The sequence below is a fragment of the Phreatobacter sp. genome (genome assembly GCF_016793595.1).
Classification (GTDB): domain Bacteria; phylum Pseudomonadota; class Alphaproteobacteria; order Rhizobiales; family Phreatobacteraceae; genus Phreatobacter.
Window position 1 is genome coordinate 41362 of record NZ_JAEULY010000006.1, and the last position, 14777, is coordinate 56138.

Below are 14777 nucleotides of genomic sequence, written 5' to 3' on the forward strand. Positions count from 1 at the left end.
CGAATCGTAATGAACCCGGCGAGCAGACGCCGGATCGGCGACCTCAAGGCCCATGTCGGCCGGCGAGCGTGTTTCAGTGCAGGCCGCGACGCCGATCGTTGCGACGACAACCAAACCCGGGCGGAGTGCTGACCGCCAAGCGAACCGGGAAACCGACATGCCAAGCCCTTATGCAATGCTTCGGCGGCATGGGTAGCATCGGGTCCGGCCGGGCGTATTTCCCGTTCATTGCAAATTGTTACGCAGGTCCGGCGAGCGGGATTTCCATCGTGACCAGCAGCCCGCCACCTTCGGCCTCGCCAACGGTGACCTCGCCGCCATGGGCGCGCACCACCGACCGCGAGACCGTGAGGCCAAGCCCCACGCCGCCCGTCTCCTTGTTGCGGGAGCCTTCGAGGCGATGAAACGGCGCGAAGACCGCCTCCCGTTCGGCCGGGGGGATGCCCGGCCCGTGGTCGCGAACGCTGACAAGCGCCTTGCCCTCGACCTGCTGCACCGAGACTTCGGCGGAGCCGCCATATTTCAGGGCATTGTCGATGACATTTGTGACGGCGCGCTTCAGCGCCACCTTGCGGCCGTTGACCACGAGCGCGTCAGGCACCTTGAGGGATACCCGCCTGCCCTGATCCATGAAGTCGAGGGTGACCGTCTCCACGATGGACACCAGATCGACGGCGCGCACCGGTTCGTCCAGACGGTCGCTCTTCAGGAAGGCCAGCGTGCCCTCGATCATGACCTCCATTTCCTCGATGGCGGCGGTCATCTCCTCGCGCTGGGCCGGCGGCAGATCCTCGACGCTCAGCTTCAGACGTGTCAGCGGCGAGCGCAGGTCGTGCGAGATCGCCGCCAGCGTCTGCGTGCGGTCGTCCAGGAGCTTCTTGATCTTGACCTGCATGTCGTTGAAGGCGGCGGCGAGTTGCCGAAGCTCCTCGGGGCCCCGTTCGGGCACCGTCACGACCTGCGCGCCGGCGGCGAACTGGTTGGCCGCGCCGGCAAAGGCGCGCAAGGGCCCGGTCAGCCAGCGCACCAGCACGATGGCGGCAAGGGCCAGACCGACGGTCATCACGGTCGTTGAATAGACAGTGCCATGGCTCGAGGTGCGGCCGGCGCGAATGTCCAGGATGCTGACATTGACCCAGCTCCGGTCCGGCAGCCCCATCGAGATCACAGTCACGTGCGGATCGGCCGCAAGCGGTGAACTCGCTCCGGCGATGAGCCCGCCCCCGGCAAGTTCGGGCTCCCGCCGCCGCAATTCCTCCAGAAGGCCCGGCAGCGGCTCCGCGACCTGGCCGCGCGTCACTGCATGCTCGGTAAGGCTCCAGTGGACATCGATCGGCCCACCCGCCAGCGCATGGGCAACCTTTTCCCGTTCGGCCGGCTCGACCCGCATCACCGCCCGGCGGATGCCGACCAGTCTATCGGTCATCTGGACGAGATTGTTGGAGGCGAGCTCCATCTCGACCGCCGATCGATAGGTCGACAGGCTCGCCACATGGAGCAGGCCCATGGCGACGAACAGCACCAGCACCGTACGGGCGGTGATCGTGTTCAGCGAGGCGATCATTCGCGGCGCACCGGCGGCGCGAACATATAGCCGATGCCGCGCACGGTCTTGATCATGGAGCTGGTCTCGTCGCCCGCGCCGAGCTTCTTGCGCAGACGGCTCATCTGCACATCGATGCTTCGGTCGAAGCCCGTCGAGATGCGGTTCTTGGAGGCATCCAGCAGGTAGTCGCGCGACAGCACGCGCTGGGGCGCCTCCACCAGCGCCAGCAGAAGGTCGAACTCGCCGCTGGTCAGATCGATCGCGATGCCGGCAGGATTGATCAGGTCGCGACGCAAGGGGTCTACCGTCCAGCCCTCGAAACGGTAGCGGCGGGGCAGCCCGGCCGGGCCGTCGTCGCGCGGCAGCATGCTGCGCCGCAGCACCGCATTGATCCGCGCCAGCAGCACCCGGGGATTGAACGGCTTGGTCACGTAGTCGTCGGCGCCAATCTCAAGACCGACGATACGGTCGGTATCGTCGGTGCGCGCGGTCAGCATGATGATCGGCACGGCGGATTTGGCGCGGATCTCACGGCACAGCTCGAAGCCGCTCGCGCCGGGCAGCATCACGTCGAGCAGGATCAGCTGCGGCGCGTTGTGAGTCAGGAACTCCCGGGTGTCGCGGCTATCCGCCGACACCGAGACCTTGAAGCCGTGCGAGCGCAGGAACTTGGCGACGAGCTGCCTGATGCTGGCGTCGTCGTCGACCAGCAGGACGTGCGTGCCGGTCAGGCTTTCGGTCGGTGGGCTGTTCATTCCAGGCGAGGTCCTAAAAAGGGCCGGACACCCTGAAAATGCACCATTGCGGCCGTGTTGCCCAATTGTTGCGAAATGTTGCCGCGCCGGATCGGCCAGCATGGCCTGCATCCGTACGGTCGGTCTCGTCCGCGCAGCCTCACCGCACATCCGAGCCCCTCCCGAGTGACTCGGAATCATCGCGCGTCGGAACCGACGGTCGCCCCGATCACCAGGTGTCGACGAAGGGCCGCTTCTTGCCGCGGCGCGGCAGGGCCGGGGCAACCGTCATCAGGCCGCGGCTGATCCAGCCGCGCGTGTCGGCGGGATCGATCACGTCGTCGACTTCCAGCAGCGAGGCCATGTTGATCGCCTTGCCGCGGGCATAGAGCGCATCGACCCGGCGGCGATATTCGGCCTCGCGCTTGTCGGGATCCTCGATGGCGGCAAGCTCGTTGCGATAGCCGAGCCTGACCGCGCCTTCGAGGCCCATGCCGCCGAACTCGCCGGTCGGCCAGGACACGTTGAACATCGGATTGTGGAAGCAGCCGGCGGCCATGGCCTGCGCGCCGAGGCCGTAGCCCTTGCGAAGCACGACGGTGAAGAAGGGCACCGAGAGGTTCACCCCGCCGACGAACATGCGGCAGACGCGGCGCACCTGTGCGGTCGCCTCCACATCGGGGCCGACCATGAAGCCCGGCGTATCGCAGAGGGAGACCACCGGCAGGTCGAAGGCGTCGCACATCTGCAGGAAGCGCGCGGCCTTGTCCGCCGCCTCGGCATCGATGGCGCCGCCGAGATGCAGCGGGTTGTTGGCGATCAGGCCCATGGGGCGGCCTTCGATGCGGATCAGCGCGGTGACCATGCCATGGCCGAAGCCGCCCCGCAGTTCGAGCACCGAACCCGTATCGGCGAGGCTCTCGATAACCGTGCGGACATCGTAGGAGCGCAGCCGGTTCTCGGGGATGGTGTTGCGCAGGACGCGCTGGTCTGCCGCCGACCAGTCTTTCAGCGTCCCCTGGAAATAGGACAGATAGCGCTTGGCCACCGAGACCGCTTCGGCCTCGTCGCGCACCAGAATATCGATGACGCCGTTGCGCCACTGGACGTCGGACGGACCGATCTCCTCGGGCTTGAAGACGCCGAGGCCGCCGCCCTCGATCATGGCGGGGCCGCCCATGCCGATATTCGAGTTCTTGGTGGCGATGATCACATCGCAGCAGCCGAGCAGCGCGGCATTGCCGGCGAAGCAGCGGCCGTTGACGACGCCGACGAGCGGGATGAGCCCGGATAGCCGCGCCAGGGCCGAGAAGGTCGGGACGTCCAGCGAAGCTGACTTCAGGTGCTCCTTGTCGGTCTCGCCGGGCCGCCCGCCGCCGCCCTCGGCGAACAGCACCAGCGGGCGATGCAGTTCGGCGGCGATATTGAAGATGCGGTCCTGCTTACCGTGCCCAAAAGTCCCCTGCGTGCCGGCGAGCACCGAATAGTCGTAGGCGACGACCACGGTCGAGGCACGCTCCTGTCCGACCAGCTCGGCATTGACCGTGCCCCAACCGGTAACCACGCCGTCGGCGGGGGAAACGCGCAGAAGCTCCTCCATCGACCGGCGGCTGCGCTGGCCGGCGACGGCGAGGGCGCCATATTCCATGAAGCTGCCGGGATCGCAGAGATCCATGACATTGGCGCGCGCCGTGCGTCCGCCCGTCCGGGCGCGCCGGGCCACCGCCTCCGGCCGTGCCTCGTCCAGCGTCAGGCGCTTGCGGGCGATCACCTCGGCGAGGTCCGGACGGATGGCGTCGAGATCGACGGCGACCGTCTCCGTCGCGCCTTCCGCATCGACCTCGCGCGGCTCGATATGAACGATCGGCTGGCCGGGATTGACCACCTCGCCTTTGGCCGCATCGACCCTGCGAACAATGCCGCCGGTCGGCGTCGCAATGACATGCTCCATCTTCATCGCTTCGAGCACGGCCACCGTCGCGCCGGGGCGAAGCTGCTGACCGACCGCAAGGTCGAGGGCAACGACGAGGCCAGCCATCGGCGCGTTGACCGGTTCCGTCCCGGGCGGGCCCTGGACTGCCGGCGCGGCAGCGGCGGCACCCGGCGCTGCGGCGAGCACGGAAGCCTTCTCCTGCGCCGCCTCGGCCACGAGGGCGCCGGCGAGCACATCGATGGTGCGGGTCGTCACCCGGTTGGCCAAGACATCCTCGCGGGCGAGCAGCGCCCGGAGGAAAGCGGCATTGGTGGCAACGCCCTCGATCCGGAACTCGCCGAGCGCCCGGCGCGCCGCGCGGATGGCCGAAGCGTAGTCCGGCGCGGGCTCGTGCACGATCAGCTTGGCCAGCAGCGAGTCGAAGGCCGCGCTCGTCCGGTAACCGGAATAGCCGAAGCCGTCGACGCGGATGCCCACGCCACCCGGCGGCTCGTAGACCGATAGTTGACCGCCCGCCGGCAGGGCACCGCCATCCGCCTGCATGGTCTCCATGTTGATGCGCAGCTGAATGGCGTGGCCGCGCGGAGCGGGAACCTGCGACTGGGTCAGGCCGAGCTCATTCAGGCTGGCGCCGGCAGCGATGCGGATCTGCGATTGCACGAGGTCGATGCCGGTCACCGCCTCCGTGACCGTGTGCTCGACCTGCAGGCGCGGATTGGCTTCGATGAAGACGAAACGATCCGCATGCGCGGCATCGACGAGGAATTCGAACGTGCCGAGGCTGCGATAACCGACCCGGCGCGCCATGGTGACGGCGGCCTCGGTGATCCTGCCGCGCAGCGCCTCGCCGAGCGTCGGGCTCGGCGCGACCTCGACCAGCTTCTGATGCCGGCGCTGGAGCGTGCATTCGCGCTCGCCGAGATGCACCACGTCACGGCCGTCGCCAAGGATCTGCACCTCGATGTGGCGCGCTTCCGCGATCAGTTCCTCGACATAGAGATCGCCGTTGCCGAAGGCGGCCCGCGCCTCGGACGAGGACCGCGTCCAGGCCTCGTCGAGCTCGGCGGCATTGCGAGCGACGCGCATGCCGCGCCCGCCGCCGCCGGCCACCGCCTTGACCATGACCGCGCCGCCTGGACCAAGCGCCGCCAGAAAGGCCTGCGCCGAGGCGACATCGGACGATCGCTCGGAGCCACCGAGCACCGGAACGCCGCAGGCGGAGGCAAGCTCGCGCGCGGCCGTCTTGTCGCCGAAGAGGCGCAGCATGTCCGGCGTCGGGCCGATGAAGATGAGCCCCGCCGCCGCGCAGGCCTCGGCAAAGGCGGCGTTCTCGCTAAGAAAGCCATATCCGGGATGGACCGCGTCGCAGCCGGCGGCTTTCGCCGCCGCCACGATCGCATCGATGTCGAGATAGCCGGCGGCGCCCCGCCCCGGCAGGGCAACGGCATCCTCCGCCCGCAGGACGTGAAGCGAGCCCGCATCATCGGCGGAATGCACGGCGACGGAGCGCAGGCCGAGACTGGCCGCGGCGCGCGCGATGCGAATGGCGATTTCGCCGCGATTGGCGATCAGGATCGAGGAGAAGCTCATGGCGATGACGTGGCGTGTTCGAGCGGGCGGGCGGCCGCCAGCAAGTGGCAGGCCGCGGTGTGGCCCGCGCCGGGAGCGCTGAACTCCGCCGGCCGCTCGCGCGGGCAGATCGGGACAGCGACGGGGCAGCGCGGATGGAAGTGACAGCCGGAAGGCGGGTCGAGGGCGCTGGCGATCTCGCCGAGCAGGGCTGCGTCCGGCAGGACGTGATCGGGGTCAGGCTGCGGCACCGCCTCGAGCAGGGCACGCGTATAGGGATGAGACGGCGCTCCGAATACGTCCTCGGTCGAACCGTGCTCGACGATGCGGCCGAGATAGGCGACGGCCGTCTGCGTGGAGAAATGCTCCACCAGCGCGAGGTCGTGGGCGATGACCAGATAGGTGAGCGAGAACTCCTGCTGGATGTCGGCAAGGAGGTTCAGCACCTGCGCGCGGATCGAGACGTCGAGCGCGGATACCGGCTCGTCGAGGACCATGAGACGCGGACGCAATGCAAGCGCGCGCGCAATCGCGATGCGCTGCCGCTGACCGCCCGAGAACTCGTGCGGGAACAGGGAGGCGGCCGAGGCAGGAAGGCCGACGTGATCCAGCAGTTCCTCGACCCGCTTCTTCAGGCCGGCGCGATCGGGCCGCTCATGGGCAAGGATCGGCTCGGCGACGATGCTGGCGACACGCAGGCGCGGATTGAGCGAGGCATAGGGGTCCTGAAACACCGCCTGCACCTGCCGGCGGTAGCCCTTGAGCTGCGACCGGCTCATCTGCGCGAGGTCCTGACCGTCGAACAGGATGCGACCTGTCGTCGGCTTCTCCAGCATGAGGATGAGCTTGGCGAGCGTGGTCTTGCCGCAGCCGGACTCGCCGACCAGCGCCAGCGTCTGGCCTTCCGGGACGGTCAGGCTGACGCCGTCAACGGCTTTCACCGCGCCGTAGTGCTTGGAGACCTGATCGAGGACGAGCATCAGGCGGCCTCCCCCGCGCGCCAGCAGGCGACGCTGTGGTCCGGGCCGACCGCGCTGGTCTGCGGATAGGCCTCGCAGGCCGCGACCTTGAGCGGGCAGCGCGCGGCAAAGCGGCAGCCGGCCGGCGGGTCGATGAGGCTCGGCGGCTGGCCGGGAATGGCGACAAGGCGGCGGCCACGGCTGCCGAGCTTGGGGATCGCGGCGAGCAGCGCGCGCGTATAGGGATGGGCCGGGTTGCGGAAGACCTCGCGCACGGGTCCGGTCTCGACGATGCGGCCGGCATACATGACCGCGATCCGGTTGCAGAGGCTGGCCGCGACGCCGAGATCGTGGGTGATCAGGATGATGCCGGCGCCGCTTTCCTGCTGGAGCCGGCGCAGCAAGGCGATCATCTGCGCCTGGATCGTCACATCGAGCGCGGTGGTCGGCTCGTCGGCGATCAGCAGGCGCGGGCCGCGGCCAATGGCCATGGCAGTGACGATGCGTTGGCGCTGGCCGCCGGAGAACTGGTGCGGATAGTCGCCGAGGCGCATCTCGGGCGAGGGTATGCGGACGCGCTGGAGCACATCGACGGCCGCCGCGCGCGCTTCCTGTCGCGGCAAGCCGCCATGATAGCGGAACGGGCCGGACACCTGATCGCCGATCGAGAAGACCGGGTTGAGCGATGTCATCGGGTCCTGCGCGATCATTGCGACACGCCGGCCGCGAACATCGCGCGCCAGAACCTTCTCGGGAAGGGTCGTCAGCTCCTCGCCGTCGAGGCGGATCGAACCGGCGACGATCTTGCCGGCGCCCTTCGGCAGGAGGCGCAGGATGGACAGTCCGGTCATCGATTTTCCCGAACCGGATTCGCCGACGAGGCCAAGCGTCTCGCCCGCGCCAACCGTCAGGTCGACACCATCGACGGCGCGCACCACGCCGCGCTTCAGATGGATATGCGTCTTGAGGCCTTCGATGGCGAGAACGGGCGCGGTCATCACATCTGCCTCAGGCGCGGGTCGAGGCGGTCGCGCAGCCAGTCGCCGAACAGGTTGGCGGCGAGGCAGGTCAGCATGATCGCGATGCCGGGCATGGTGATCGCCCACCAGGCGTTGGAGATGTACTGGCGCGCGTCGGACAGCATGAGGCCCCACGACACGTCGGGCTGCTGGATGCCGAGCCCGAGGAAGGACAGCGAAGCCTCGAAGATGATGACCTGCCCGACCTGCAGCGTCGCCAGGACGAGGAGCGTGTTCATGATGTTGGGCAGGAGATGGCGCAGGAGGATCACCGGCGTCGAGACGCCGGCGACGCGCGCGAAGGCGACATAGTCACGGGTCTTCAGCGACAGGATCTCGCCGCGAATGATGCGCGCGTACCAGGTCCAGTAGGTGAACACGATGACGATCACGACCGTTCCGAGGCCGGGCTGCAACGCCGCTGCCAGCAGCAGCGCGAGCGCGATCGAGGGGATCGACATCTGGATTTCGACGAGGCGCATGATGACCTGGTCGACACGTCCGCCGAAATAGCCGGAGATCATGCCGACCAGCGCGCCGATCGCGCCCGAGAAGGCGATGGCGTAGAGCGAGACGATGACCGAGACCCGGCAGCCGGCGATGATGCGAGAGAGGATGTCGCGGCCGAGATTGTCGGTGCCGAGCGGATGGGACCAGGACCCTTCCCTCGCCCAGAAGGGTGGCTGGAAGGCCGCGTCGAGATCGGCATCGTTGGGGTCGAAGGGTGCGACGAGCCCCCCGGCGATGGCGCAGAAGACGACCGTGCCGAGGATGACGAGCGGGATCACCGGCGCGCCCTTCAGACGGGCCAGCCAGGCCATGCGCGGCATGGGGATCGGAGCTTGCACGACGTCAGTCATTGCGGATCCGCGGGTCGACGATGCCGTAGGAAATGTCGACCAGCAGGTTCGACATGACGAACAGGATCGATGAGAACAACACGCCGGCCTGCACGACGGGGAAGTCGCGGGCGAACACCGCCTCGACCACCATCCGGCCGATGCCCGGCCAGGCAAAGATCACCTCGACGATGAAGGCGCCGCCGAGCATGGCGGCGAAGTAGACGCCGAGCATGGTGAGCAGCGGCACCGCGGCGTTGCGGAAGGCGTATTTCCAGACCAGCAGGCGCTCGGGCGTACCGAGCGCGCGGCTCAAACGGATGTAGTCGCTTTCGAGGACGTCCAGCATCCCTGAGCGGACGATCCGCATCTGGGCGGCGACGGGATACCAGCCGAGGGCGATGGCCGGCAGGATGAGATGTTCGGGGCCACCGCGACCGAAGGCTGGCAGCCACCCGAAGCCGACGGCGAAGACGAGGATCAGCATCAGGCCGACCCAGAAGTTCGGCATGGCCTGACCCAGCATGGCGAGGATGCGGCCCAGGCGATCGACCCAGCCGCCGCGATAGACGGCCGACAGGACGCCGAGCGGCACGGCGACGCTGACGCTGAAGACCAGCGCCGCCACAGCAAGCTCGACGGTTGCCGGCAGCCGATCCAGAACGAGGTTCAGCGCCGGTTGCTGCCAGCGGTAGGAATTTCCGAAATCACCCGTCAGGGCATTGGTGACGAAGATCCAATATTGCGTCCAGAGCGGCCGATCGAGGCCGAGCGCCACACGCATGGCCTCGATCGCCTGCGGCGGCGCGTCGGGCGGCATCATCAGCGTGATCGGGTCGCCCGACAGCCGCGAGATCATGAAGATCACCAAACTGGCGCCAAGGATGCTGACGACACCATTGCCGGCACGGCGAAGGACGAAGCGCCACATGGGCTAGGTCCCGACCGGGTCGAGAAGCCTCTTCAGCTCCTCCTTCTTGACCTTGCCGGTAGCGGTCATCGGCAGGGCATCGACGATGCGGAACGCCGGCACCTTGTAGGTCGCCATGTTCTTCGCGCACCACTGGCGCAGGTCGTCGGCTGAGAGATCCGGCGCCTTGACCCGATCGACGATCACGAAGGCCAGTGGCGCCTGGCCGCGCCGCTCGTCGTCGACGCCGATGACGCCCGAGCCGAGGATCGCGGGATGCTGGCCGAGCAGGGCCTCGATCTCGGACGGGAAGACGCTCATGCCATTGACCTTGAGCATCTCCTTCCTGCGGCCAAGGAAGTGCAGGTAGCCTTCCTCGTCGAGCATGCCGATGTCGCCGGTGTGAAACCAGTCGCCGCGGATCGACTCGGCGCTGGCCTCGGGCTTGTTCCAGTAGTGGGTGAGGAGCGAAGGCGAAGAGACGACGATCTCGCCCTCGGTGCCGAGTGGTACGATCTCGCCGGTCTCGAAGGAACAGATGCGGAAGCGCGTGCCGGGCACCGGCAGGCCGACGAAGACCGGCTGGGTCTTCAGATCCCAGTCGTCCTGCTGCATGCCGAGGGTGAACGTGTCGTTGGTATGCGTCTCGGTCATACCCCAGGCCGCCTCGATCAGCGTCGCACCGGTCAGTGTTTTCCAGCGCTCGCGGAAGGCGAGGTTCAGCTTCTTGACGAAGGAGGAGCAGGTCGTGGTCTTGAGCGAAGTCAGGTCGTAGCGGCCGACATCGGGGTGATCCATCACCTGAACGGCATTGTCGACGAGCAGTCCGGCGGTCTCGACCTTGTAGCGATCGACCGCAGCCATCCAGCCGACAGGGTCCCAGCGGGCGAGCAGGATCAACGTCGCGCCGGCGAAGACCGGCACGATCAGGCCGGCATTTTCGCCGGCGATCCAGAACAGCGGCATGAAATTGACGCGCACCCGGTCCCGCGACTGCCCGCTGTCGCGCGAGCAGACGGTCGCGGCGGTGTAGATCATGTGCCTCTGGGTATGGACGCAGCCCTTGGGCATGCCGGTCGTGCCGCCGGTGTAGTTGAGCGCGGCGACGGCATCGAGGTCGATATCGACCCGCGGCGGGGCGCCCGTGACGGCGCGCAGGGCGGCCATGAAATCGATCGCGTCGGCATGAGCCACCGGCGACTGATCGAGGCCGGCCGGCACGGGGAGCGTCGCATTGGCCGGCAGCATCTCGGCGATGCTGGTCGAAAAGACGGTGCGAACCTTCGTCCGGTCGCGAACGGCACGGACGAGATCGATCAGAGTGTCCTGCGCGACGATGATTTCCGCGTCGGTGTCGTTGAGCTCGTATTCGAGTTCGTGCTCCCGGAACATCGGGTTCACCGGCACGTGCACGCAGCCGAGCTTCAGGATGCCGTAGAAGGCGATGACGAATTGCGGACTGCTCTGCAGGAACACGGCGATGCGGTCGCCGGACTTCGCGCCGTGCTGGCTCAGCAGCGCGGCGCATCTGTCGCTCAGCCGGTCGAGCTCGGCATAGGTGATCACCGTGCCGTAGAAGATCAGCGCGGGCTTGTCGGGGGCTTCCAGCGCCCGCCGGCGCAGATAGTCGCCGAGCGGAATCTCGCCAAAGGGATAGGCGAGCCTGGGCGAAACCTCCGCCGGCCAGTTCTTCCGCCATAGCGCGTCGAGACGCGCGTCATAGGCTGCCGCATCCATGTCGATGGCTCCCGCCCGCTCAGCGCTTCAGGCCGATTTCCTGGAGGTTCCGGTAGTAGCCCGGCCAGGGCCAGCCCTTGAACGAGACCTTGTCCTTGCGCCACGCGATGGTGATCAGCGGTCGGTATGTGGTCAGCCCGCCAAGCACCTCGTCGCGCTTGCGGCGGGCGATCTTGCGCAGAAGCTCGGCGCGCTTGCCGCGATCCATGATGCGCTGCTGCTGCTTGACGAGGGCGTCCATCTCGTCGTCCTCCGTGTAGGAGTAACTGCCCCAGCCCTGCCCGGCCTTGAAGCTGTGGAGATGGCCGGCCCAGGCGGTTCCGGGATCGCCGGGAACGTCGTGCGACCACATCCACGAGATGATGCCGTCCATGTCGGGCGGGCCCGAGCGGCCGCGCCGGCCGAGATTGATCCACGCGCCGTATTCCAGCTGGACAATGCGGCAGCGGATGCCGACGGCGGTGAGATAGGTGGCGCAGGCTTCGCCCATCTCCTTGATGTTCGGTTCCCGCGGCGTGGTGAGGTTGTAGAACGGCGTGTCGAGGCCGTTCGGGAAGCCCGCCTGCCGCATGAGGTCGCGGGCCTTGCGGACATCATAGGGAAGGGGCTTCAGCTCGGGATCGTAGCCGGTCGAGCCTTCGCCGATCTCCGCATAGCGCTGGCCCTGACCGAACAGGACGCGGCGGATGATCGTGTCGAAGTTGATGGCATGGGCCGCGGCCTGCCGGACCCGCACATCCTTGAACGGCGAATTCGGCATGTGGGTGCCGAAGTTGAGAAACAGATTGTTGCCGCTGATGACCGAGGTGGTCTCCACGTTCGGCATCGCCTTGAACTCCTCGACGAGGGCCGGCGGCACGGCGTCGATCCAGTCCACGGCCCCGGTCTTGAAGGCGGCGACGCGGGTCAGGTCTTCCGGGATGAACTTGATCGTGACCGCCTTCACGCCCGGCCGATGATCGCGGTTCCAGTAGTCGTCGAAGGCCTCGAGCTGCATCTCCTCCTTCGGCTTCCAGGATACGAGCTTCCAGGGCCCGGTGCCGACCGGCGCGCGCGCAAACCCGTCCGGGCCCACCTGCTCGAAATAGCGCTTCGGCATGGCCCAGAGCTGGAGGTAGCGCTCGACGTAGACGGCGTTCGGTTCCTTGAAATGCAGCTTGAAGCGGTGATCATCGACGATCTCGAACCGCTCGACGGCTGCCTGCAGATGCGACCAGCGGCTCTGCGCGGGATCGCGCAGGCGCTGATAGGAGAACTCGAAATCCGCCGAGGTGAGAGGGTCGCCGTTGTGGAATTTCACGCCACGGCGAATGCGGATATCGATGATCGGTTTCTCCTCGGTGCCGACGATCTCGTAGCTCTCCGCGAGCCAGTTCCGCATCGTGCCCGATGGGTCGGGCCGGGTGAGCTGCTCGAACAGCTGCCCGACGCCATAGGTGTCGACGCCGGCGGAGTAGCGCACGGGATCGAGGGTCGTCGGCTCGGCGCCGAAGGCAAGCGTCAGACTGCCCTGCGCGGGGCCGCCTTGGGCCTTCAAGGGATGAGATGCGGCAACAAGGGCCGCGGACAGGACGAGGTCGCGCCTGCTCAGCATCGCGTTTTTCTCCCAGATCTTCCGCGCTGTCGTTGTCCGGCCGTTGCCGTGCAGCGCTATGGGTCGATCCGAGCACCTGCCCACAGTTCCTGTCAACCGTTAATTGTTAACAATTGACACCGCTCGGCTGCCGATGTTGCATGGCTCGACGCCGTGCGGTGGCGTGCACGCGCATGGCGGGTTAGATGCTCGATTGCGATGCGCGCGGGACAATTCCGTGCCGGCACCGAGCCGCAAACGGATCGACCATGGTCCTTGAGACGACAGAACAAGCGCAGACCCCTGCCGCTCCGGGCGAGCGGATCCGGACCGCGACGGGCGACGGGCGCGGATCGCGCCTCAGAACGCTGCCCGAGCAGATCGTCGAGCAGCTCGGCATGGCCATCGTCGAGGGGCGCTACGCCGAAGGCGAGCGCATCGTCGAGCAAAAACTGTCCGATGATTACGGGGTGAGCCGCGGCCCGGTCCGCGATGCGCTGCGGGCGCTGGAGACACGCGGCCTCGTGCGCATCTATCCGCGTCGCGGGGCCTATGCGGTTCCGCTGTCGCTCGACCTGATCGCCGACATGTTCAACATCCGCGCGCGCCTGCTCGGTCTCGCGGCCTCATACCTCGCCCGTCTCCACCCAATTGCCGGTCTCGCCGACCTGAAGGGTCGGGCGGAAGCACTGGAACGGGCGGTCGGCGACACGAATATCGATTCCATGGAGTTCGCCATGGCCAACGGGCGGCTCGGCGCGGCGCTCTACCGCCATTGCGGCAGCGATTATCTCGCCGACTTCCTGCGCGACCAGGGCGATCGCTCCATCTGGGGGTTCATCTGGCGCCAGCGACCGCTCGACTTCATAACGCCCGAGCGGCGACGCGAATCGGCGGTGATCTGGACCGAGGTGAGCCGCGCCGTTCACGCGGGGGAAGAGGCCGCTGCCGAGCGGGCGGTCTGGGACATCATGTACACCTCGCGCGACCAGGTGATCGCGACCCTGAGCCAGGTTCGCTCGGAAACGGTCAGCAGCCACAGGGTCATTTACGGGTCACCGGCCGCGACCGTCGGCCGCCAGCGATAGGCTCGGCCGCCGCCAGGTCGGGAGCGCGCGGGCAATCGGCTGTTTGCGTCGGAACTGCCGCTCGGGCAACGTCGTGCCGATGCACATCCTCCTCGTCGACGATCATGCGCTGATCAGGGACGCGCTTCGCGCCATACTCGCGGAGGTCGCGCGCGATGCCGTCATCGCGGAGGCGGATTCCGCGCGCGGCGCAATGGGCATTGTCGAGCGCGCGCCCGATGCTCAGTTCGTCATTCTCGATCTGGGGCTGCCCGACAGCGACGGGCTGCAGCTTCTCAAGGCCATTCGCGAACGGCGGCCGCGGGCCACGGTCGCCGTTCTGTCCAGCACCACGGATCGCGATGTCATGGCGGAGGCGCTGGATGCCGGCGCCACCGGGTTCATTCCCAAATCCGTGCCGCGCGCGGTGATGGCCGGCGCTCTCGGCCTGATTCTGGCGGGCGGCACCTATATTCCGCCAGAGGTCTGGCCCACCCGCCAGCCCGGCACGACGGCCGCTCCGGATGCGCGGGTACCCACAGCCGCTGACCTCGGGCTCACCGAGCGGCAGCTGCATGTCCTCGCCCTTCTGGTGGAGGGGCGCAGCAACAAGGCCATTGCACGATCGCTGTCGATCGCCGAAGTGACCGTGAAACATCACGTCACGTCGCTGATGCGCGCACTCAAGGTGCAGAATCGCACCGAAGCAGCGCTGACCATCTCCCGATATGGCTGGCGGTTGCCCGAGATCCGCTAGGGTCCGGACTCAATTGAGCCAGTATGCGGTTGTTGCGGCGATGAGGACGGTCGAGAGGTAGTTCCGGGCGAGCTTGTCGTAGCGGGTTGTGACGCGCCGGAAGTCCTTGAGCCTGCACCACATGCGTTCGACGC

11 protein-coding genes and 1 pseudogene are annotated in these 14777 nt (G+C 67.5%); 2 read left to right on the forward strand and 10 right to left on the reverse strand.

All coding sequences use genetic code 11. The features are described 5' to 3' along the window. Nucleotides 1-238: 238 nt before the first annotated feature. The 9 genes from JNK84_RS10390 to JNK84_RS10430 all read right to left on the reverse strand — a co-directional run bounded on the left by JNK84_RS10390 (nucleotide 239) and on the right by JNK84_RS10430 (nucleotide 12840). Nucleotides 239-1564: an ATP-binding protein gene (locus tag JNK84_RS10390; protein ID WP_293423771.1), complete on the reverse strand. Its 1326-nt coding sequence runs from the start codon at nucleotides 1562-1564 to the stop codon at nucleotides 239-241. Beyond that, on the reverse strand, nucleotides 1561-2403 hold the full coding sequence (locus JNK84_RS10395; protein ID WP_367272311.1) for a response regulator transcription factor: 843 nt from the start codon (nucleotides 2401-2403) through the stop codon (nucleotides 1561-1563). Before JNK84_RS10395 ends, JNK84_RS10390 begins: the two co-directional genes overlap by 4 nt. Nucleotides 2404-2509: 106 nt before the next feature. After that, nucleotides 2510-5803, reverse strand: a complete 3294-nt coding sequence (locus JNK84_RS10400; protein ID WP_293423773.1) for an acetyl-CoA carboxylase family protein — start codon at nucleotides 5801-5803, stop codon at nucleotides 2510-2512. Then, the gene (locus JNK84_RS10405) at nucleotides 5800-6762 is read right to left on the reverse strand and encodes an ABC transporter ATP-binding protein (RefSeq protein WP_293423775.1); all 963 of its coding nucleotides are present in this window, start codon (nucleotides 6760-6762) and stop codon (nucleotides 5800-5802) included. The genes JNK84_RS10400 and JNK84_RS10405 overlap by 4 nt, the downstream gene beginning before the upstream one ends. Further along, nucleotides 6762-7739: an ABC transporter ATP-binding protein gene (locus JNK84_RS10410; protein ID WP_293423777.1), complete on the reverse strand. Its 978-nt coding sequence runs from the start codon at nucleotides 7737-7739 to the stop codon at nucleotides 6762-6764. The genes JNK84_RS10405 and JNK84_RS10410 overlap by 1 nt, the downstream gene beginning before the upstream one ends. Then, nucleotides 7739-8620, reverse strand: a complete 882-nt coding sequence (locus tag JNK84_RS10415; protein WP_293423779.1) for an ABC transporter permease — start codon at nucleotides 8618-8620, stop codon at nucleotides 7739-7741. Before JNK84_RS10415 ends, JNK84_RS10410 begins: the two co-directional genes overlap by 1 nt. Then, the gene (locus JNK84_RS10420) at nucleotides 8613-9530 is read right to left on the reverse strand and encodes an ABC transporter permease (protein ID WP_293423781.1); all 918 of its coding nucleotides are present in this window, start codon (nucleotides 9528-9530) and stop codon (nucleotides 8613-8615) included. The genes JNK84_RS10415 and JNK84_RS10420 overlap by 8 nt, the downstream gene beginning before the upstream one ends. Before the next feature lie 3 nt (nucleotides 9531-9533). Beyond that, nucleotides 9534-11246 carry an AMP-binding protein gene (locus JNK84_RS10425; RefSeq protein WP_293423783.1) on the reverse strand — a complete coding sequence of 571 codons (1713 nt, stop codon included), beginning with the start codon at nucleotides 11244-11246 and terminating at the stop codon, nucleotides 9534-9536. A 19-nt stretch (nucleotides 11247-11265) separates the two neighbouring features. Then, nucleotides 11266-12840, reverse strand: coding sequence for an ABC transporter substrate-binding protein (locus JNK84_RS10430; RefSeq protein ID WP_293423785.1), 1575 nt, complete (start codon nucleotides 12838-12840; stop codon nucleotides 11266-11268). A 248-nt stretch (nucleotides 12841-13088) separates the two neighbouring features. Here JNK84_RS10430 and JNK84_RS10435 point away from each other — a divergent pair, with 248 nt between their 5' ends. Together JNK84_RS10435 and JNK84_RS10440 are read left to right on the forward strand one after the other, a co-directional pair. Next, nucleotides 13089-13907, forward strand: a complete 819-nt coding sequence (locus JNK84_RS10435; RefSeq protein ID WP_293423787.1) for a GntR family transcriptional regulator — start codon at nucleotides 13089-13091, stop codon at nucleotides 13905-13907. A gap of 79 nt (nucleotides 13908-13986) precedes the next feature. Next, the gene (locus JNK84_RS10440; protein WP_293423795.1) at nucleotides 13987-14643 is read left to right on the forward strand and encodes a response regulator; all 657 of its coding nucleotides are present in this window, start codon (nucleotides 13987-13989) and stop codon (nucleotides 14641-14643) included. Between the two features lie 9 nt (nucleotides 14644-14652). Here JNK84_RS10440 and JNK84_RS10445 read toward each other — a convergent pair. Continuing rightward, a pseudogene (locus JNK84_RS10445) lies at nucleotides 14653-14777 on the reverse strand (IS5/IS1182 family transposase); the annotation flags it as partial.

Coding starts and splice junctions, on each gene's coding strand:
- JNK84_RS10410 (WP_293423777.1), bottom strand. CDS start 7,739: ATGACCGCGCCCGTTCTCGCCATCGAAGGCCTCAAGACGCATATCCAT.
- JNK84_RS10435 (WP_293423787.1), top strand. CDS start 13,089: ATGGTCCTTGAGACGACAGAACAAGCGCAGACCCCTGCCGCTCCGGGC.
- JNK84_RS10430 (WP_293423785.1), bottom strand. CDS start 12,840: ATGCTGAGCAGGCGCGACCTCGTCCTGTCCGCGGCCCTTGTTGCCGCA.
- JNK84_RS10425 (WP_293423783.1), bottom strand. CDS start 11,246: ATGGATGCGGCAGCCTATGACGCGCGTCTCGACGCGCTATGGCGGAAG.
- JNK84_RS10395 (WP_367272311.1), bottom strand. CDS start 2,403: ATGCTGGCCGATCCGGCGCGGCAACATTTCGCAACAATTGGGCAACAC.
- JNK84_RS10405 (WP_293423775.1), bottom strand. CDS start 6,762: ATGCTCGTCCTCGATCAGGTCTCCAAGCACTACGGCGCGGTGAAAGCC.
- JNK84_RS10440 (WP_293423795.1), top strand. CDS start 13,987: ATGCACATCCTCCTCGTCGACGATCATGCGCTGATCAGGGACGCGCTT.
- JNK84_RS10420 (WP_293423781.1), bottom strand. CDS start 9,530: ATGTGGCGCTTCGTCCTTCGCCGTGCCGGCAATGGTGTCGTCAGCATC.
- JNK84_RS10390 (WP_293423771.1), bottom strand. CDS start 1,564: ATGATCGCCTCGCTGAACACGATCACCGCCCGTACGGTGCTGGTGCTG.
- JNK84_RS10400 (WP_293423773.1), bottom strand. CDS start 5,803: ATGAGCTTCTCCTCGATCCTGATCGCCAATCGCGGCGAAATCGCCATT.
- JNK84_RS10415 (WP_293423779.1), bottom strand. CDS start 8,620: ATGACTGACGTCGTGCAAGCTCCGATCCCCATGCCGCGCATGGCCTGG.